Raw genomic sequence first — 18611 nt, 5'->3', positions numbered from 1 at the left:
GCCACTATACTAGCTCCATATTTTACAGCAGAGATAAAACTATGATTATTGGTGTACCTAAAGAAATAAAAAATCACGAATACCGTATTGGGCTAACTCCAGCAGGTGTTAAAGAATTAGTGGTTAATGGCCACAAGGTTATCGTTGAACATAATGGTGGTGCAGAGATCGGTTTTGATAATGAGCAATACATTACCGCCGGTGCAAAAATTATTGATTCAGCGGCGGAGATTTTCGCCAGTGCTGACATGATCATCAAAGTAAAAGAGCCACAATCTAACGAATGTAAAATGCTACGCCCTGGCCAAGTGCTATTTACTTACTTACATTTAGCCCCAGATCCAAAGCAAACAGAGCTACTTGTCGCTTCCGGTGCTACTTGTATTGCCTACGAAACAGTGACTCAACAGGGCGGTGGCTTACCCCTTTTAGCACCGATGTCTGAAGTGGCTGGCCGTATGTCTATTCAAGCGGGTGCGCACGCATTAGAAAAAGCACAAGGTGGTTTAGGTGCATTATTAGGTGGTGTACCTGGTGTTGCTCCAGCAAAAGTACTTATTGTTGGTGGTGGCGTTGTTGGTACTCAAGCAGCACGTATGGCCATTGGCATGGGCGCTGACGTGACTATTTTAGATCGCTCTTTACCTCGTCTTCGTCAGTTAGACACAGAATTTGATGGCCGCTTAAAAACAGTTTACTCAACCGCTGATGCTATGGACCAGCTTATTGTTGAAGCCGACTTAGTTATTGGTGCGGTATTGATCCCAGGTGCAGCAGCACCTAAGTTGGTCACTGCACAGCACATTAAGATGATGAAAAAAGGCGCGGTTATTGTTGACGTGGCTATCGACCAAGGTGGTTGTTTTGAAACGTCTAAGGCAACGACTCATCAAAACCCAACCTATATGGTTGATGGTGTTGTTCATTACTGTGTCGCAAACATGCCTGGTGGCGTGGCAAGAACATCAACTATGGCTTTAACCAATGCGACTATGCCATTTACTGTTACCTTGGCAAATAAGGGTGCTAAGCAAGCGATGCTTGACGATGTGCACTTAATGGCTGGTTTAAATGTTTTAGGTGGGAAAATCACTTATAAACCTGTTGCTGATGTACTAGGTTATGAGTACATCGCTCCTGAAGCAGCTTTAGCAACGTTATAGGCTTTACTTAGATAATACCAAGTTGATTAATTACCTGCTCATTTTTAATGGTTAAAAGGAATAACTACAGCGTTATAAAATTTATAAGGTGAATAACTACTGACTAAGTTTTATGCCTTGTATTTATCCATTTTTCCTCATGAAAAAGGTGATCACTTAATTAATCAAATTGGTATAACATGCTCAAAGCCGCTAATTATTAGCGGCTTTTTTGTTTTTTATGAGTGGCTTTAATAGCGCCAATATTACACAGCTATGCGCCTATTTGTAAAAATAGCCTGACCGTTTTACAAAATCAGTTATTAATTATAATTATTTCTTTGTTGCTCTCTTGAGATATTCACTTAGAATCCCAACTATCAAGACATTAACATATTTTATTTTTTGGAGTAGTTCATGAGCGAAGCAAGACATTGCCCGTTACTCATATTGGGTTCAGGCCCTGCAGGATATACCGCAGCTGTTTATGCCGCACGAGCAAATTTAAAACCTGTGATGATTACCGGTTTGCAACAAGGTGGGCAATTAACTACCACCACTGAAGTAGAAAACTGGCCCGGTGATGCTGATGACCTAACCGGTCCTGGATTAATGGACCGTATGCAAAAACATGCGGAAAAATTTGATACTGAAATTATTTTTGATCACATCAATGAAGTTGATTTTAGTGAAAAACCGTACAAATTAAAAGGTGATTCAGGTGTTTATACCTGTGACGCTCTTATTATCTGTACTGGCGCCTCAGCACAATACCTAGGACTACCTTCTGAAGAAGCGTTTATGGGTAAAGGTGTTTCTGCTTGTGCAACATGTGACGGATTTTTCTATAAAAATCAAAAGGTTGCGGTTGTTGGTGGTGGTAACACCGCGGTTGAAGAGGCCTTGTATTTATCAAATATTGCTTCTGAAGTTCACTTAATTCACCGCCGTGATACCTTTCGCTCAGAAAAGATTTTGATTGACCGTTTAATGGATAAAGTTGCCAACGGTAACATCATCTTACACTTAGACCGCACCCTAGAGGAAGTACTAGGTGACAATATGGGTGTCACTGGTTTGCGTCTTAAAGACATGAAGTCAGATGCTACCGAAGAGTTTGATGTTATGGGGGTATTTATCGCGATTGGCCATAAGCCAAATACCGATATATTTAATGACAAACTTGAGATGAAAAATGGCTATTTAACCATTCAAAGTGGTACTCAGGGTAATGCAACACAAACCAGTATTGAAGGTATCTATGCCGCTGGCGATGTTGCTGACCATATATACCGTCAAGCCATTACTTCAGCCGGTGCTGGTTGTATGGCAGCACTAGATGCCGAGCGTTACTTAGACGCAAAAGGTAGTCACTAGTTAATGAACCGAGCTATTCCTTGGTTATCTTCGAATAGCTCGACTTTTCCTGATTTATCTAGCGCTTTAGATGAACCTAACGGCTTACTTGCTTTCGGCGATGATTTATCACCCGAGCGAATTATCCAAGCCTATCAATTGGGTATTTTCCCTTGGTTCAGTGATGGTGACCCCGTTATGTGGTGGAGTCCCAACCCACGAGCGCTTATTAATATTGCCCAGCTTAATATTAATAAAACCCTACAAAAAGTCCTTAAGCGTGAGCTTTTTAGCGTAACACTCAATCAAGATTTCAAGCAGGTTATCGAACTATGTGCTGATGCGCCCTTTCGCTGTGAGGAGACTTGGATTGTCAATCCTATGTTATCTGCTTATAAAAAGCTCCATGCTCAAGGTAAAGCTCACTCGATTGAAGTCTGGCAAAATGAACAATTAGTCGGGGGCTTGTATGGTGTCGCTGTTAACGGTTATTTTTCTGGTGAATCAATGTTTTATCAACAAAGCAATGCTTCAAAAGTAGCATTAGTCTATTTAGCTAGCTTACTCAAATCACTAGATATTGAGCTTATTGATTGTCAAATTTTGAACCCTTTTTTAGCCTCAATGGGTTGTATTGAAGTATCAAGAGAACAATTTATCACCCAGCAAGTCGCTGCAAAAGCAATTATACCACCGGCCAACTTTTGGCAACCTAGAACTCTCACTTTAGCCTAATACAAACGATTATCTTAACTCGATCTTAAGTTTAACTGCTTATGCTCGTTGACTTGTGGTCAATTGTTTAATCTCTTAGGTATTATATTTTGCCATCACTAGGCAGCAAAATTGCTATAATGGTTAAGTCACATTGCTGTGCAATGATAATATTTCATCAGAAAATTTAGTTATAGGTAAATCATTAATGAGTTTAAATTATAAGCTAGGCATTACAAAGTCGTTTCCTTGTAATTACCTGCCTGAACAGGAAGAGCGATTATTAATTGCTGTTGATGATATTCTACATGATCGTGAACATTATGGCTGGCTAATGCAGCAAGGTTTTAGGCGCAGTGGTAATGATATTTATCGCCCCCATTGTGTTGCTTGCCAAGCATGTCAGTCGTTACGTGTGCCAGTGCAAGATTTTATCCCATCAAAAAGCCAAAAACGCTTATTAAAAAGCAATCAGCTCTTTAAGGTTACGTTAAGTAAAACAGTCAAAGACAGCTACTATCCACTATATGAACAATATATTAATACTATCCATCACGATGGCAGTATGTTCCCAGCATCGGCTGAACAATTTCAAAGTTTTACCCATAACCACATTACTGAGCAGTACTACATTGAAGTTTGGCATGACCAGGTATTAATCAGTGTTGCGGTAACAGATGATATTCCTAGTGGCTTATCGGCAGTTTATACCTTTTACCACCCAGACTATAGGAAACACGGGTTGGGTGTTTTTTCAATTTTAAAACAAATTGAAATTGCAGATCAACTTAATCGAGAATTTCTCTACCTCGGTTATCAAATAGAGCAATGTAGTAAAATGAATTACAAAAACCGTTACCATCCCCATCAAATATTGGTCGAAAATCAATGGAAAACCGTAAATAAATAACACTATAGCTTTACATTAGCGCCGCAATTCGGCATTATCTGCGCAGCTTTTTGTTTACGCACTAATTTAGAGGTTCGGCGCCCAATGGCGAAAGAAGAAAATATTGAAATGCAAGGTACTGTTTTAGATACTTTGCCAAATACTATGTTCCGTGTTGAATTGGAAAATGGTCATGTTGTTACTGCTCATATTTCTGGGAAAATGCGTAAAAATTACATTCGTATTTTAACTGGCGATAAAGTCACTGTTGAATTAACACCATATGACTTATCTAAAGGTCGTATTATCTTCCGTGCTAGATAGAAATTAATTATTTCAGTTTTAAAAGCGCTTTAGTATTATGTTAAAAGAGCTGCTTTTATAATTAAGATTTAGTTAACGCCAATTAAGTAATAACAAAAAACCGAGCTTGCTCGGTTTTTTTATGTTGAAAAATAACCGTCATTTCTTTGTTTCAGACAGAAATTAATACCAGTGAATTATTTAAATTAACAAAAGCAGCCCATCCTAAACACCTACCACATGTCATTAAAAGCATTAGAGATTTAAGCCAGTTTAGAATAATCGATTATTTATTTAAATGGCTGCAAATACCGACATCCCTGTCGGTAAGAATACGTTCACATGCGTATGAAAGCACGTTAATGTGCTAAACAACTGTTAGAGCTTAAACCTTAGAGCTTAGTGCTCTACTAGTTCTTTTTTCGATTCATAGTTAATCACTAACTTGTCTTTCTTCACAGCGACTTTAGCCACACCACCTTGTGTTAGCTCACCAAAAAGCAATTCGTTTGCTAAGGGTTTTTTCAACTGCTCTTGAATCAATCTAGCCATAGGTCGTGCACCCATCGTTTTATCATAGCCCTTAACAGCCATCCACTTCTTAGCATCTTTGGTTATCTCTAACGAAACGCCCTTTTCATCTAGTTGAACCTGCAGCTCGACAATAAATTTATCAACCACTTGTTGAATAACTTCATCGCCTAAATGATTAAACCAAACAATGTTATCTAAGCGATTACGAAACTCGGGTGAAAATACTTTATTTATTTCCTCCATAGCATCCAAACTATTATCTTGTTGTTTAAAGCCAATAGATTGCTTAACCGTGTGTTCTACGCCGGCATTAGTGGTTAACACTAAAATAATATTTCTAAAATCAGCTTTACGGCCATTATTATCAGTTAACGTACCATGATCCATAACTTGTAATAATATGTTGTAAACATCTTCATGAGCCTTTTCTATTTCATCTAACAATACAACGGCATGGGGATTTTTAATCACTGCGTCGGTTAATAAGCCACCCTGCTCATAACCAACATAACCTGGAGGAGCACCTATTAAACGACTTATGGCATGCTTTTCCATATATTCAGACATGTCATATCGCAGCAGCTCTACGCCCAGCACTTTAGCTAGTTGTTGGGTAACTTCTGTTTTACCAACCCCGGTTGGCCCAGCGAAGATAAATGAACCAATAGGTTTATGTTCGTTACCTAAACCTGCTCGCGACAAACGAATAACAGAGGTCAATTCGTCAATGGCATGATCTTGGCCAAAAACAACTAATTTTAAATTACGATCAAGTGTCTTTAAACTATCTACCTCTGATGACGACACTGATTTTTCAGGAATACGGGCCATTTTGGCGACAATATTTTCAATGTCGGTATTATCGATCACTTTTTTACGTTTATCTGCAGCGACCAATTGTTGACGCGCTCCAGCTTCGTCAATAACGTCAATGGCCTTGTCTGGTAAAAATCGATCGTTGATATATTTCGAAGAAAGTTGGGCAGCTGCCCTCAGAGCGCTATTCGTGTAACGCACGCCATGATGCGCTTCGTATTTATCTTTCAAACCATGCAAAATTTTTGTGGTGTCATCGACACTGGGTTCAACAACATCTATTTTTTGGAAACGACGCGCTAGTGCTCGATCTTTTTCAAAAATACTTTGATACTCTTGATACGTGGTAGAGCCCATGCAACGTAGTTTACCTGATGAAAGCAAAGGTTTGAGCAAGTTTGAAGCATCTAACATGCCACCAGACGCAGCACCTGCCCCTATAATGGTGTGAATCTCATCAATAAAGAGAATTGCATTACCGTCTTGTTCTAACTCTTTTAATAAGGCTTTAAAGCGCTTTTCAAAGTCACCACGGTATTTAGTACCCGCTAATAATGCCCCCATATCAAGGGAATAAATAGTCGCATCAGCTAAAAACTCTGGCGCTTTATCAGACACCAATAAATTAGCTAAACCTTCGGCTATCGCGGTTTTACCAACACCCGCTTCACCAACAAATAAAGGGTTATTTTTACGGCGACGACTTAATACCTGTAATGTACGCTCTAGTTCGTTATCACGACCTATTAGCGGGTCTATATTGCCTTTTAAGGCTTCTTCATTCAGATTAGTCGCAAAGTTATCAATTGTGCGTGGTTCTTCCTCACCTGCCGGTGCTTGTTCTTCGTTATGACTATTTTCTTGTTCAGTTTTAGCAATACCATGAGAAATAAAGTTAACAATATCTAAACGACTAATATCAGATTTCTTTAAAAAATAAGCCGCTTGTGATTCTTGTTCACTAAATATTGCCACCAGTACATTCGCACCATTAACTTCACTTTTACCCGATGATTGCACATGAAAAACAGCCCGTTGCAGTACGCGCTGAAAACCTAGCGTTGGCTGAGTTTCTCTTTCTTCCTCACCAGAAGGAATAACCGGCGTTGTATCCGCAATGAAGGCTAACAATTCTTTTCTTAAGTTTGTTATATCAGCGCCACAGGCTTTTAAGGCCTCAATGGCTGATGGATTATCTAACAACGCCAACAATAAATGTTCAACCGTCATAAATTCATGGCGAGACTCTTTAGCCTGACGAAAAGCCATATTTAACGATACTTCTAAATCTTTATTTAGCATAAGTTACTCCAATTTAAATCTTGCGTTTTTACACTTTTTCCATAGTACATTTAAGCGGATGTTCATTGCTTGTTGCGTAACTCAACACCTGATCAACTTTCGTTTCTGCTATTTCAGCAGTAAAGATGCCGCAACGTCCTTTCCCTTTATAATGAATTGCTAACATAATATCTGTCGCTTGCTCCGAGTTCATATTAAAAAATTTACACAACACATCAATAACAAAGTCCATTGGAGTATAGTCGTCATTTAATAACACTACTGTATACATTGGGGGTTTCTGAAATTTTTCAACAACCTCATCATCAAGAACGTTTTGATCGTCTATTAACTCTTTCCATTTACTCATAATTCTATATTAGTCTGTCAGTTAAATTTTTTCTTTAAGATTTAAGAAAAATAATAATTAAAAAGATCAAAAATTACAATGTAACACTTGACTATTTTTATTTATTATCTACGATTTACCTTGGTGGCTATTTTTTAGCCTCCAAAAGTTAATACTAATACTTTAAAGAGTACTTTAAAGAATGCTTTAGATAAAGCATACCTAATTACCGATGATTTTAGAAGGATGTTGAAGTATGGCTCACGGTACAGTTAAGTGGTTTAATAATGCAAAAGGGTTTGGTTTTATTCGTCCAGAGGATGGTGGTGAAGATATTTTTGCTCATTACTCAACGATTCAAATGGAAGGATACCGTACATTAAAAGCGGGACAGGATGTAAACTACGAATTAAATGGCGGGCCAAAAGGTGATCATGCGGCAAGTATTACGCCATCAGAAATAGAATCAGGAGCAGAGTCTGACAATTAAGTTAACATTATTTTGTGGCTTTAAATAAAAAACACAGCAACTTGGCTGTGTTTTTTTATGCTGGATGATTATTAACAATGCCATGTTTTGACTTGATCTATAAGCTATGGCCAGTTTTTACATGTCGTCAATTTACATATGATCAATTTACATATGATCAATTTACATATGATCAATAATACAATCACCAAATTCAGAACAAGTCACCAATGTCGCATTATCCATTAAACGCTCAAAATCATAAGTTACTGTCTTAGCGTTAATCGCACCCGACATACCTTTTAACAATAAGTTAGCCGCTTCTGTCCAACCCATATGTCGTAACATCATTTCTGCAGATAAAATAACTGAACCTGGGTTAACCTTATTAAGTCCAGCATATTTCGGTGCTGTACCGTGTGTTGCTTCAAAAATAGCCACCTCATCATTTAAATTAGCGCCTGGTGCTATACCAATACCACCAACTTGTGCCGCTAAGGCATCTGATAAATAATCGCCATTTAAATTTAAGGTAGCAATAACGCTATATTCTGCTGGACGTAGTAATATTTGCTGTAACATCGCATCGGCAATAACATCTTTTATAATGATTTCTTTACCTGTTTTAGGGTTAATAAGGCTACACCAAGGACCACCATTTAATAGATCAGCGCCAAATTCTTCTCGGGCTAATTCGTAACCCCATTCTTTAAAAGCCCCTTCAGTAAATTTCATGATATTACCTTTGTGTACCAAAGTAACCGACTCTCTGTCGTGATCAATAGCATACTGAATCGCTTTTCTTACCAGTCTTTGCGTGCCTTCTTTAGAAACAGGTTTGATACCGATACCACAATTCTCTTCGAAACGAATCTTTGTAACGCCCATTTCTTCAGTTAGAAATTTAATCATTTTTTTAGCTTGATCACTGCCCGCTTGATACTCAATACCGGCGTAAATATCTTCTGAATTTTCTCTGAAGATGACCATATCTACTTCACTGGGTTTTTTAACTGGGCTTGGCACGCCAGTAAACCACTGCACGGGTCGCTGACATACATACAAATCTAGTATTTGTCGCAAGGCCACATTCAATGAACGCATGCCTCCGCCTACCGGTGTGGTTAGCGGGCCTTTAATACCCACTTTGTATTCTTTGAACATAGCTAAAGTTTCATCGGGCAACCAAGTTTCTGAGTCATACATTTGTGTGGCCTTTTCTCCGGCATACACTTCCATCCAATGAATTTTCCTATCTCCGCCATAAGCTTTTTTCACAGCAGCATCAACCACTTTCATCATAGGTGGTGTGACATCGACACCTATACCATCACCTTCGATAAAAGGAATGATAGGGTTGTTAGGTACTTTTAACAAACCTTGCTCTGAAGTAATTTTAGCACCTTCACTAGGAATATTTACATGGTTCAACATATGAGCTCTCCAAAATTTACTGATAAAATAGCCGTTTGCTAATTTCTTAATCTTAAAATAATAGAAAAAGAGCAATGACACTAATACTGAAATCGTGATAGTGAAAATCATCACGATGAATAATTAAAACGCTTGTATAAATCAAATGCAAACTTTTATCAAAAATAAAGCTGTCACCAGCAATTAACTCTGTACTTTATTGGTTAAAATTTTGGCAAAAAAAAACTAGGCAACTGCCTAGTTTTAAAAAGTTTACTTACAAATGATACTTAGAGTAAGTTCGATAAAATCGTATTCAATGTCGCACTTGGACGCATGGCTTTTTCAACTAATGCTGTATCAGCAAAATAATAGCCATTAATATTCATACTAGGTCCTTGAGCAGCATTAAGCTCTGCAACAATTTTAGCTTCTTGTTTAGTCAGTGCTTGAGCAACAGCAACAAAGCTTGATTTCAAACTTTCATCGCTTGTTTGTTCTGCTAGTGCTTGTGCCCAATACATCGCTAAGTAGAAATGAGAACCGCGGTTATCTAATTCTTTAACACGACGTGACGGTGATTTATTTTCTTGCAAAAATTTTGCCGTTGCGAGATCTAAAGTATCAGCTAAAACTTTTGCTTTAGTATTGCCAGTTTTAATGCTTAAGTGCTCTAAAGAAGCCGCTAACGCTAAAAACTCACCTAATGAATCCCAACGTAAGTGATTTTCTTTTTCAAACTGCTGCACGTGCTTAGGCGCTGAGCCACCAGCGCCAGTTTCAAATAAACCACCGCCATTCATTAATGGCACAATCGAGAGCATTTTTGCACTGGTGCCAAGCTCTAAAATAGGAAACAAATCAGTTAAATAATCACGTAATACGTTACCGGTAACTGAAATAGTATCTTCACCTTTAGCGACGCGCGCTAAGGTGTAGTCACAAGCTTTAACCGGCTCCATAATCTGGATGTCTAAGCCGTTAGTGTCGTGGTCAGCAAGGTAGGTCTTAACTTTCTTGATCATTTGTGCATCATGACCACGGTTTTCATCTAACCAGAATATGGCTGGAACATTGGTTGCTCTAGCACGAGTTACCGCTAATTTCACCCAGTCTTGAATGGGTGCATCTTTAGCTTGACACATTCTCCAGATATCGCCTTCGCTCACTACATGTTCTAGTAGCGTTGTGCCATTATCGTCAACAACACGCATACTGCCTTCGCCCGACATGGTAAATGTTTTATCATGTGAACCATATTCTTCTGCTTTCTGCGCCATCAAACCAACATTAGGTACTGAACCCATAGTTGTTGGGTTAAAAGCACCATTTTCACGACAAAAATCAACAACAGAAGAGAACACACCGGCGTAGTTACGATCGGGGATCATAAACTTGGTTTCTTTTAACGTACCGTCTGGTGCCCACATCATACCTGATGAACGTAATGCAGATGGCATAGAGGCATCAATAATAACATCGCTAGGTACGTGTAAATTGGTAATACCTTTGTCTGAATCAACCATGGCTAATTCAGGACGAGTCGCGTATACCGCCGCAATATCTGCTTCAATTTCAGCTTTCTTTTGTGCTGATAAACGACCGATTTTTGCATAAACGTCGCCAATACCGTTATTCGCATCAACACCTAATTGGTTAAAAGTCGCGCCGTGCTTGGCAAAAACGTCTTGGTAAAACACTTTAACGGCATGACCAAACATAATCGGATCAGACACTTTCATCATGGTGGCTTTTAAGTGTAGAGAAAGTAAAACACCTTCAGATTTTGCTTTTTCAGTTTCAGTCGCAAAAAATTCAACCAGTGCCTTTTTGCTCATCACTGAAGCGTCAATGACTTCTTTATCTAATAACGCCAAATGCTCTTTTAATAAGGTTACGTCACCGTTGTTATTAACAAATTCAATTTTAACATTGGTTGCGCCATCAATAGTTACTGATTTTTCACTACCGTAAAAATCGCCTGATGGCATATGCGCTACGTGTGATTTAGTCGTCGGTGACCAAGCGCCCATTGAATGCGGATTATTACGCGCGTATTGCTTAACTGAACTCGGTGCTCGACGGTCTGAGTTACCTTCTCGTAAGACAGGATTTACCGCTGAGCCTAGTACTTTAGCGTAAGTGAACTTAATCGATTCTTCCGCTTCATTTTGCGGTTCTTCAGGATAATTAGGTAAATTATAACCTTTGGCTTGCAGTTCTTTAATCGCTGCTTGTAACTGAGGAATAGACGCAGAAATGTTAGGTAACTTAATAATATTAGCTTCAGGTGTTTTGGCTAATTCGCCTAACTCAGCTAAAGCATCGTCCATACGCTGCTCAACAGTTAAGTATTTAGGAAAGTTAGCTATAATACGACCGGCAAATGAAATATCGCGCGTTTCAACATCGATAGCAGAAGACGCAGCAAATGCTTTAACGATAGGTAAAAAAGAATGCGTTGCTAAAGCGGGTGCTTCATCGGTAATAGTATAAATAATTTTTGATGTATCTGTGGTCATTTAAAAATCCTTTGCTGATTTGCCATTTATCGATAAAATGAATGGTCATTTGAAACTCAATGGCTCTTCATTTTATCGATAAGAGATATATTTTCCGCGCAAATAATAGCGGAATTCAGAACGTATTAAAATAGATGAATTATTACTAGTCTATATTTCACAAGGCAAAAGTCAGTGACAATAAAACAAAATCAAATAGTTATGAGAAAACACAAGCAAAAAACCACAAAGGTACGACCAGTTGATTTTAAGCCAGAAATCGTGCTTTTTAATAAACCGTTTGATGTATTGTGCCAATTTACTGATGATCAAAACCGAAAAACGCTAAAAGACTTTATTGACGTTAAAGATATTTACGCTGCCGGTCGTCTCGATAAAGACAGTGAAGGCCTGCTTTTATTGACCAATGATGGCAAGCTCCAGCATAAACTTGCTAACCCAAGCCAAAAAACGGATAAAACCTATTGGGCGCAAGTTGAAGGCGTACCAACAGAAGCAGATATTGCTGCACTTCGCCAAGGCGTTGAATTAAAAGATGGCCTAACAAAACCCGCTAAAATCGACATAATAGCCGAGCCTAATATTTGGCCACGTATACCGGCCATTAGAGAACGAGCAGCGATCCCAACAACATGGTTAGCAATAACCATACAAGAAGGAAAAAACCGTCAAGTCAGAAGAATGACCGCTCACATCGGCTTTCCAACTCTGAGGTTAATTCGTTATCGTATCGGTAAATGGACCCTAGATGGCATTAATAATGGCGATTATAAAAGAGTAAATCATGAATAGTTTAGTATCAAACACAGCCGTATCAAACCCGCACGGTAGCGAACAGTTCAAACCTAACACTACGGTTGCTGTTGTTGTCGCCTGCCAAAATAAATTTCTGTTAGTAGAAGAAATAGAAGATGGTAAAACAGTTTATAACCAACCTGCGGGGCATTTAGAAGCCGATGAAAACTTAATCGCTGCCGCCATGCGCGAATTACAAGAAGAAACTGGCTTAGATTATTCTCCTGATTATCTTTGCGGTATTTACTATTATTATCGGCAATCATTGCAGCTGTATTATTTACGCTTTTGTTTTGTTATTGAGCTTGAATCGCTGGCAACATGCCAACCACAGGACGAGGAAATTATCGCCTGTCATTGGCTTACCTTAGCAGAAATTAAAGCAAAGTCAGCGCAATTACGCAGCCCATTAGTCCTAGAATGTATTGAAGATTACCTTAGTGGTAAAAAAATCCCCTTAAGTCACCTAAAATCTAATCTTTAATCTTTCATCGCGCTAAATGACCATGCTATAATTTCGCGCCATTTTCTATTGAAATCTAGTTGTCATGACCTCAAACGAACATGTAAATGTAAACTCAATAACGCCAAACGAAAAATTACCGCAGGATACCAAAGTAATCGTGGGTATGTCGGGTGGTGTTGATTCATCAGTTTCTGCCTATTTATTGAAAGAACAAGGCTATCAAGTCGAAGGCTTGTTCATGAAAAATTGGGAAGAAGATGACGACGATGAGTATTGCGCCGCGGCAGAAGATTTAGCGGATGCGCAAAGTGTTTGTCAAAAACTAGGCATCAAACTTCATACTATCAATTTTGCTACTGAATACTGGGACAATGTTTTTGAGTATTTTCTAGCTGAATATAAAGCGGGCAGAACACCCAACCCTGATATTATGTGTAATAAAGAGATTAAATTTAAAGCTTTTCTTGAATTTGCTTGTGAAGACCTAGGTGCTGATTACATCGCTACCGGTCACTATGTACAACGTAAATTTAGTGACGGTAAATGGCAGATGCACCGTGGTTTAGACAGCAATAAAGACCAAAGCTATTTTCTTTATACTTTAAGTCACGAGCAAGTGGGTAGAACGCTTTTTCCTGTTGGCGATATTGAAAAACCACAAGTAAGAGCCATGGCTGAAAAAGCAGACTTAATCACGCACAATAAAAAAGACAGTACCGGTATTTGTTTTATTGGTGAACGAAAATTCAAAGACTTTCTGGGCAAATATTTACCGGCGCAACCGGGTGTAATAGAAACACCAGAAGGAGAAGCTATTGGTGAGCATGACGGCTTAATGTATCACACGCTAGGTCAGCGCAAAGGTTTACGCATTGGCGGTCTTGCCAATGCGGGTGAAGCGCCGTGGTATGTGGTTGACAAAGATCTTGAGCGCAACGTATTAATCGTTGGCCAAGGCCATGATCACCCTCGCCTATTTTCTAAAGGCTTAGTGGCTAATCAATTACATTTAGTTGAGCGAGTTGAATTAACTACGCCGGTCAGTTGTACGGTAAAAACCCGTTACCGACAAGAAGATGTCGCTTGTAATCTTTCACCTATGGCCAATGGTGAATATTTAGTGATGTTTACTGAGCCGCAAAGTTCAGTAACACCCGGTCAGTCTGTGGTGTTTTATCAAGATGATATTTGCCTTGGCGGCGCTATTATCAATTCCCTTATTCGTTAATATAAGGCATACATGAATAATTTAGAAAAACAAACCATTACCATGGCGGCAGTTTGCCAAGCCTCAGTTTTAGTGCAAAAAATAGCGCGTACTGGCACAGTAGAAGACGCTGAGCTCGCTATCATGCTCAACAGTATTATGGTGACTTCACCCGAAAGCATTTTAGAGGTTTACAGTAACGACATTGCGCACTTAACCTCAGGATTAAAAGCCTTAATTGAACAATTAGGTAATCAAACCAGTAAAAAAGATCCAGAGCTAACTCGCTATGTGGTCAGCTTATTAGGTTTAGAGCGACGTTTAGCCAATAAAAAAAATCAATTATCACTACTGGGTGAACGTATCGAACAAAGCCAACGTCAGCTCGCGCATTACGAGATTACCAGTGACACGCTGATTGCTAGTTTAGCCAGTATTTATAGTGACTTACTTAGTCCAATAGGCACGCCTATTCAAGTGGCGGGTGAACCAAGCTTACTCAAGCAACAAAGTAATCAGCATAAAATCCGTGCCTTGCTCCTCGCCGGTGTTCGCTCAAGCGTGTTATGGCGTCAAGTGGGCGGCAAGCGCAGAAATATATTATTTGGCCGCACAAAGTTGGTGGCGTGCGCTCAACAGTTACTTAAAGAAATATAAAATTAGAATTAAAATTAACTTCAGGAAATTACTATGGAACTTTCAGCATTAAGTGCGATATCACCGGTTGACGGTCGTTATGGCAGTAAAGTTAAATCATTGCGCCCTATTTTTAGCGAATTTGGCTTAATTAAATACCGTGTTACGGTTGAAGTACGTTGGTTACAAAAGTTAGCAGCAACCGCTGAAATTGCCGAGGTTCCGGTGTTTTCTGCTCAAGCTAATGCGCTATTAGATACTATTATTACTGATTTTTCTGAAGCTGATGCCCAAAGTATTAAAGACATTGAAGCCACCACCAACCACGATGTAAAAGCGGTTGAGTATTTTCTTAAGGAAAAAATTAGTGGTAATGCTGAATTAAATGCCATTACCGAGTTTATTCATTTTGCTTGTACTTCAGAAGATATTAACAACCTTTCACATGGCTTAATGTTAACGGATTGTCGCGAACAAGTATTAATGCCGATGATTGACGATATCCTTGGTGATATAAAAGCCTTGGCGATTGAATATAAAAATATTCCCATGATGTGTCGTACCCACGGTCAACCAGCATCTCCTAGTACACTAGGGAAAGAAATGGCCAATGTTTACGTACGTTTAAAACGTCAACGTGAGCAAATTGCCCAAATTGAAATGTTAGGAAAAATTAACGGTGCCGTGGGCAACTACAATGCCCATTTATCGGCTTACCCTGAAGTTGACTGGCACAATTTTGCTAACGAATTTGTTAACTCGTTGGGCTTAAGCTTTAATGCATACACCACACAAATTGAACCGCATGATTATATAGCCGAGCTTTTCGATGCTATTGCGCGTTTTAACACCATTTTAATTGACTTTGATCGCGATGTTTGGGGCTATATTGCTATAGGCCACTTTAAACAAAAAACTATTGCTGGTGAAATTGGCTCTTCAACCATGCCACATAAAGTTAACCCAATTGATTTTGAAAACTCAGAAGGTAACTTAGGTATTGCGAACGCCTTATTTACCCATTTAGCCCAGAAGTTACCGATATCTCGCTGGCAACGTGACCTCACCGACTCTACCGTTTTACGTAACTTAGGTGTCGGTTTTGCCCATACCTTAATTGCTTATCAAGCAACCCGTAAAGGTATTAGCAAGCTACAAGTAAATGAAGCCAACTTATTAGCCGAACTCAACTCAAATTGGGAAGTGCTTGCCGAGCCAATTCAAACTGTTATGCGCCGTTACGGCATCGAAAAACCTTATGAAAAACTAAAAGAGTTAACCCGTGGCAAACGTGTTGACGGTGATTCTATGCGTGCGTTTATCATGACGTTAGCACTACCAGAAGCGGCAAAAGCACAACTTTGTGAAATGACCCCAGCTTCTTACATTGGCCGCGCAGTCACTTTTATTGACGAACTGGACTAAATAGACTGAGCATTTCGTTTTGCTAATCTAAAAAAAGGGATCCGATAGGCTCCCTTTTTATTATTTAATTTTTAATAATCACCAATCAATAGTAATGCAAATAAGGTTTCACTATGAATGTAGACTCGTTAAATTGGGGTGATTTAACTCCAGAAATATTTCTTGCACAATACTGGCAAAAAAAACCATTATTGATCAAAAAAGCCTTTGCTAATTTTAAAGACTCAATAAGCGCCGACGAACTGGCAGGATTGGCCATGGAAGCTGAAATACAGTCGCGTATCGTTAGTACTAATAACAAAGGCGACTGGCAAGTTGACCATGGTCCTTTTGAAGATTTCTCACAATATGGCGAGTCTGATTGGACACTATTAGTGCAAGCGGTAAACAACTGGTCACGACCTACCCATAATTTACTTGCCCCTTTTGCTTTTATTCCAAACTGGCGCATAGATGACGTTATGGTGAGTTTTTCAACCCCTAACGGCGGTGTCGGTGCACATTTAGATCAATATGATGTTTTTATTATTCAAGGCAGTGGCAAAAGACGCTGGCAGGTCGGCGCACCCGACAGCAGCTTAGAAAGCTTATTACCTCATGCTGATCTTAAACAGGTTTCAAGTTTTACCGCTATTATTGATGAAATAACAGAGGCTGGTGATCTACTTTATATTCCACCAAACCATCCACACAAAGGTGAATCAATAGAAAATTCAGTTAATTTTTCTATTGGCTTTCAAGCACCATCAAGCCAAGAACTCTGGTCAAGTTTTGCTGATAAACTCATTGATAATAATCTCGGTGAACAAAGGTTTAGTGACCCAGCAAGAGCCTTATGCCAAGACAATTTTACTATTACTCAAGATGACAAGCAGCAATTAAAAGCCTTTATGTTACAGCAACTTGAGCAAGAAGAATTCTATGAACAGTTTATTGGCCAATACCTAACACAAGGCCATCATGCTCTAGAAATTTTAGTCCCCGTTAATGACATAGATGAAGGTAAACTGCTCGATATATTATCGGAGCCAGATATTTTATTTATGCCGGTATCAGGATTAAAGGCCGCAATAATAAGTGATGTGCAACCCACCCTTTTTCTCAACGGAGAAAGTTTTCCATTAGATCAGCAAACCCTGGCACTAGCCCAGCACCTAGCAAAACAAAAGCCTTTAAGCACCAGTAAAATGAAAACGCTTAACCGTTGTTTGAAAAACACTCAGCTGTTAACCGGTGTTTTAAATAAAGGTTATTGGTATATAGAATAAAGCTCAAGTCATAAACGGTGAGTAAAGTTCAGCCAAGAAGTCACTTTGCTTACCGTCGTCTACTCACTTGTGCAGGTTAAACTATACTACGGCTGCCGTGCTAGCAATCAAAATAGCCGACTATTGCTCGACAATATGCACCGGCATTGTTCTACTGACTTATCCAGGTATACAACGTAGGACACCATTGCCAAGAACAACTATTCTCTTTAATCCTACCTTGTACCTGACCCTTTTTCGACTTGCACAAGTCTGCAGCTTAAAGCGCAACGGCTGTAGAAAAACTTGAACTCTCTATCGTGTTGAGATTTAATCACTCTCTATAAAGGCCTAGCGAATAAATTAAAGTAAAAATGTAATAATGTAATAATGGTTAGACATTTAGTCAACTTCATGACTATCATCGTTTCAAGTTAAAATGTATTGAGCAGACATGGATGGCAAGAAACTCGACATTAACAAGCCTTTTTCTTAGCACAAAAAGAAATATAAGTGGCTTGGTTAGTCATATCGTTAGGTTTGACGATATTGATGATATTGTGCAAGAAACCTTCGTTAAAACTTATGAAGCTGATTTAAAAAAAGAAATTAAATATGTGCGCAGCTATATGCTAAAAACCGCAAAAAATCTTGCGTTAAATCATATCGCTCGATGGGATAATAAATATAATGATTCCTTAGAGGATTTTACCCATCCACCGGTCCAATTAACTAGCGTCAATGTTGAAGATGATTATGAAAGCAAAGAACAGTTTTTATTTTTTTGCCGTGCTACCGATCAGCTTTCAGGTTCAGTGCAAAAATGTTTTATATTAAAGAAAGTTTATGGCTTAAGCCAAAAAGAAATTGCGAGCTATCTAAAGTTAAGTGAAAGTACGGTTGAAAAACACATAGCACAAGGCCTACTAAAAAGTGCAAGGTATATAAAGCGAATGAACCATGATCAGATGATTCAAAGTGCAAAACCAGAACACCAAGTACATAGCAGCCAAGTAAAAAAAACAGCTAGGAAATAGAGTAATACCA

General features: G+C 38.9%; 17 protein-coding genes. 13 read left to right on the top strand and 4 right to left on the bottom strand.

Features of this window, described 5'->3' with window-relative positions; genetic code table 11:
- Nucleotides 1–41 precede the first annotated feature (41 nt).
- From ald to infA, 5 genes are all read left to right on the top strand, one after another.
- Nucleotides 42–1163 carry an alanine dehydrogenase gene (gene ald, locus ESZ39_RS01495; RefSeq protein WP_146878017.1) on the top strand — a complete coding sequence of 374 codons (1122 nt, stop codon included), beginning with the start codon at nt 42–44 and terminating at the stop codon, nt 1161–1163.
- A gap of 396 nt (nt 1164–1559) precedes the next feature.
- Nucleotides 1560–2519 carry a thioredoxin-disulfide reductase gene (trxB, locus tag ESZ39_RS01490; protein WP_146878016.1) on the top strand — a complete coding sequence of 320 codons (960 nt, stop codon included), beginning with the start codon at nt 1560–1562 and terminating at the stop codon, nt 2517–2519.
- A 3-nt stretch (nt 2520–2522) separates the two neighbouring features.
- Nucleotides 2523–3233 carry a leucyl/phenylalanyl-tRNA--protein transferase gene (aat, locus tag ESZ39_RS01485; protein ID WP_146878015.1) on the top strand — a complete coding sequence of 237 codons (711 nt, stop codon included), beginning with the start codon at nt 2523–2525 and terminating at the stop codon, nt 3231–3233.
- Nucleotides 3234–3420: 187 nt separating this feature from the next.
- Nucleotides 3421–4122, top strand: coding sequence for an arginyltransferase (locus ESZ39_RS01480; RefSeq protein ID WP_146878014.1), 702 nt, complete (start codon nt 3421–3423; stop codon nt 4120–4122).
- 84 nt (nt 4123–4206) lie between these two features.
- The gene (infA, locus tag ESZ39_RS01475; RefSeq protein WP_011043571.1) at nt 4207–4425 is read left to right on the top strand and encodes a translation initiation factor IF-1; all 219 of its coding nucleotides are present in this window, start codon (nt 4207–4209) and stop codon (nt 4423–4425) included.
- A gap of 378 nt (nt 4426–4803) precedes the next feature.
- Here the strand turns inward: infA and clpA are convergent, their stop codons facing one another.
- Both clpA and clpS read right to left on the bottom strand, forming a co-directional pair.
- Nucleotides 4804–7056 carry an ATP-dependent Clp protease ATP-binding subunit ClpA gene (clpA, locus tag ESZ39_RS01470; RefSeq protein WP_146878013.1) on the bottom strand — a complete coding sequence of 751 codons (2253 nt, stop codon included), beginning with the start codon at nt 7054–7056 and terminating at the stop codon, nt 4804–4806.
- Nucleotides 7057–7084: 28 nt separating this feature from the next.
- Nucleotides 7085–7405: an ATP-dependent Clp protease adapter ClpS gene (gene clpS, locus ESZ39_RS01465; protein ID WP_146878012.1), complete on the bottom strand. Its 321-nt coding sequence runs from the start codon at nt 7403–7405 to the stop codon at nt 7085–7087.
- A 235-nt stretch (nt 7406–7640) separates the two neighbouring features.
- Here clpS and cspD point away from each other — a divergent pair, with 235 nt between their 5' ends.
- On the top strand, nt 7641–7874 hold the full coding sequence (cspD, locus tag ESZ39_RS01460) for a cold shock domain-containing protein CspD (protein WP_146878011.1): 234 nt from the start codon (nt 7641–7643) through the stop codon (nt 7872–7874).
- A gap of 162 nt (nt 7875–8036) precedes the next feature.
- Here the strand turns inward: cspD and icd are convergent, their stop codons facing one another.
- Nucleotides 8037–9287 (bottom strand): NADP-dependent isocitrate dehydrogenase, encoded by a 1251-nt coding sequence (icd, locus tag ESZ39_RS01455; RefSeq protein WP_146878010.1) that lies wholly within the window; start codon nt 9285–9287, stop codon nt 8037–8039.
- Nucleotides 9288–9556: 269 nt separating this feature from the next.
- Nucleotides 9557–11788, bottom strand: a complete 2232-nt coding sequence (locus tag ESZ39_RS01450; RefSeq protein ID WP_146878009.1) for an NADP-dependent isocitrate dehydrogenase — start codon at nt 11786–11788, stop codon at nt 9557–9559.
- Between the two features lie 201 nt (nt 11789–11989).
- On the opposite strand from ESZ39_RS01450, the gene ESZ39_RS01445 reads away from it, so the two are divergent.
- The 7 genes from ESZ39_RS01445 (at nt 11990) to ESZ39_RS01415 (ending at nt 18601) form a co-directional block, all read left to right on the top strand.
- On the top strand, nt 11990–12580 hold the full coding sequence (locus tag ESZ39_RS01445) for a pseudouridine synthase (protein ID WP_146878032.1): 591 nt from the start codon (nt 11990–11992) through the stop codon (nt 12578–12580).
- Nucleotides 12573–13067: an NUDIX hydrolase gene (locus tag ESZ39_RS01440; RefSeq protein WP_146878008.1), complete on the top strand. Its 495-nt coding sequence runs from the start codon at nt 12573–12575 to the stop codon at nt 13065–13067. The genes ESZ39_RS01445 and ESZ39_RS01440 overlap by 8 nt, the downstream gene beginning before the upstream one ends.
- Before the next feature lie 64 nt (nt 13068–13131).
- A complete protein-coding gene (gene mnmA, locus ESZ39_RS01435) occupies nt 13132–14277 on the top strand; it encodes a tRNA 2-thiouridine(34) synthase MnmA (RefSeq protein ID WP_146878007.1) in 1146 nt (381 codons plus the stop codon).
- A 12-nt stretch (nt 14278–14289) separates the two neighbouring features.
- The gene (gene hflD / locus ESZ39_RS01430) at nt 14290–14913 is read left to right on the top strand and encodes a high frequency lysogenization protein HflD (RefSeq protein WP_146878006.1); all 624 of its coding nucleotides are present in this window, start codon (nt 14290–14292) and stop codon (nt 14911–14913) included.
- A 33-nt stretch (nt 14914–14946) separates the two neighbouring features.
- A complete protein-coding gene (gene purB, locus ESZ39_RS01425) occupies nt 14947–16317 on the top strand; it encodes an adenylosuccinate lyase (RefSeq protein ID WP_146878005.1) in 1371 nt (456 codons plus the stop codon).
- 113 nt (nt 16318–16430) lie between these two features.
- Nucleotides 16431–17585 carry a cupin domain-containing protein gene (locus tag ESZ39_RS01420; protein WP_146878004.1) on the top strand — a complete coding sequence of 385 codons (1155 nt, stop codon included), beginning with the start codon at nt 16431–16433 and terminating at the stop codon, nt 17583–17585.
- A gap of 437 nt (nt 17586–18022) precedes the next feature.
- Nucleotides 18023–18601, top strand: coding sequence for an RNA polymerase sigma factor (locus tag ESZ39_RS01415; RefSeq protein ID WP_146878003.1), 579 nt, complete (start codon nt 18023–18025; stop codon nt 18599–18601).
- Nucleotides 18602–18611 lie beyond the last annotated feature (10 nt).

It is taken from the genome of Colwellia sp. C1TZA3 (assembly GCF_007954265.1).
Taxonomy (GTDB): domain Bacteria; phylum Pseudomonadota; class Gammaproteobacteria; order Enterobacterales; family Alteromonadaceae; genus Cognaticolwellia.
Note: the sequence above shows the minus strand (reverse complement) of the source record. Positions and strands in the feature narration are given on the sequence as shown.

Coding starts and splice junctions, on each gene's coding strand:
- ald (WP_146878017.1), top strand. CDS start 42: ATGATTATTGGTGTACCTAAAGAAATAAAAAATCACGAATACCGTATT.
- trxB (WP_146878016.1), top strand. CDS start 1,560: ATGAGCGAAGCAAGACATTGCCCGTTACTCATATTGGGTTCAGGCCCT.
- aat (WP_146878015.1), top strand. CDS start 2,523: ATGAACCGAGCTATTCCTTGGTTATCTTCGAATAGCTCGACTTTTCCT.
- ESZ39_RS01480 (WP_146878014.1), top strand. CDS start 3,421: ATGAGTTTAAATTATAAGCTAGGCATTACAAAGTCGTTTCCTTGTAAT.
- infA (WP_011043571.1), top strand. CDS start 4,207: ATGGCGAAAGAAGAAAATATTGAAATGCAAGGTACTGTTTTAGATACT.
- clpA (WP_146878013.1), bottom strand. CDS start 7,056: ATGCTAAATAAAGATTTAGAAGTATCGTTAAATATGGCTTTTCGTCAG.
- clpS (WP_146878012.1), bottom strand. CDS start 7,405: ATGAGTAAATGGAAAGAGTTAATAGACGATCAAAACGTTCTTGATGAT.
- cspD (WP_146878011.1), top strand. CDS start 7,641: ATGGCTCACGGTACAGTTAAGTGGTTTAATAATGCAAAAGGGTTTGGT.
- icd (WP_146878010.1), bottom strand. CDS start 9,287: ATGTTGAACCATGTAAATATTCCTAGTGAAGGTGCTAAAATTACTTCA.
- ESZ39_RS01450 (WP_146878009.1), bottom strand. CDS start 11,788: ATGACCACAGATACATCAAAAATTATTTATACTATTACCGATGAAGCA.
- ESZ39_RS01445 (WP_146878032.1), top strand. CDS start 11,990: ATGAGAAAACACAAGCAAAAAACCACAAAGGTACGACCAGTTGATTTT.
- ESZ39_RS01440 (WP_146878008.1), top strand. CDS start 12,573: ATGAATAGTTTAGTATCAAACACAGCCGTATCAAACCCGCACGGTAGC.
- mnmA (WP_146878007.1), top strand. CDS start 13,132: ATGACCTCAAACGAACATGTAAATGTAAACTCAATAACGCCAAACGAA.
- hflD (WP_146878006.1), top strand. CDS start 14,290: ATGAATAATTTAGAAAAACAAACCATTACCATGGCGGCAGTTTGCCAA.
- purB (WP_146878005.1), top strand. CDS start 14,947: ATGGAACTTTCAGCATTAAGTGCGATATCACCGGTTGACGGTCGTTAT.
- ESZ39_RS01420 (WP_146878004.1), top strand. CDS start 16,431: ATGAATGTAGACTCGTTAAATTGGGGTGATTTAACTCCAGAAATATTT.
- ESZ39_RS01415 (WP_146878003.1), top strand. CDS start 18,023: ATGGCAAGAAACTCGACATTAACAAGCCTTTTTCTTAGCACAAAAAGA.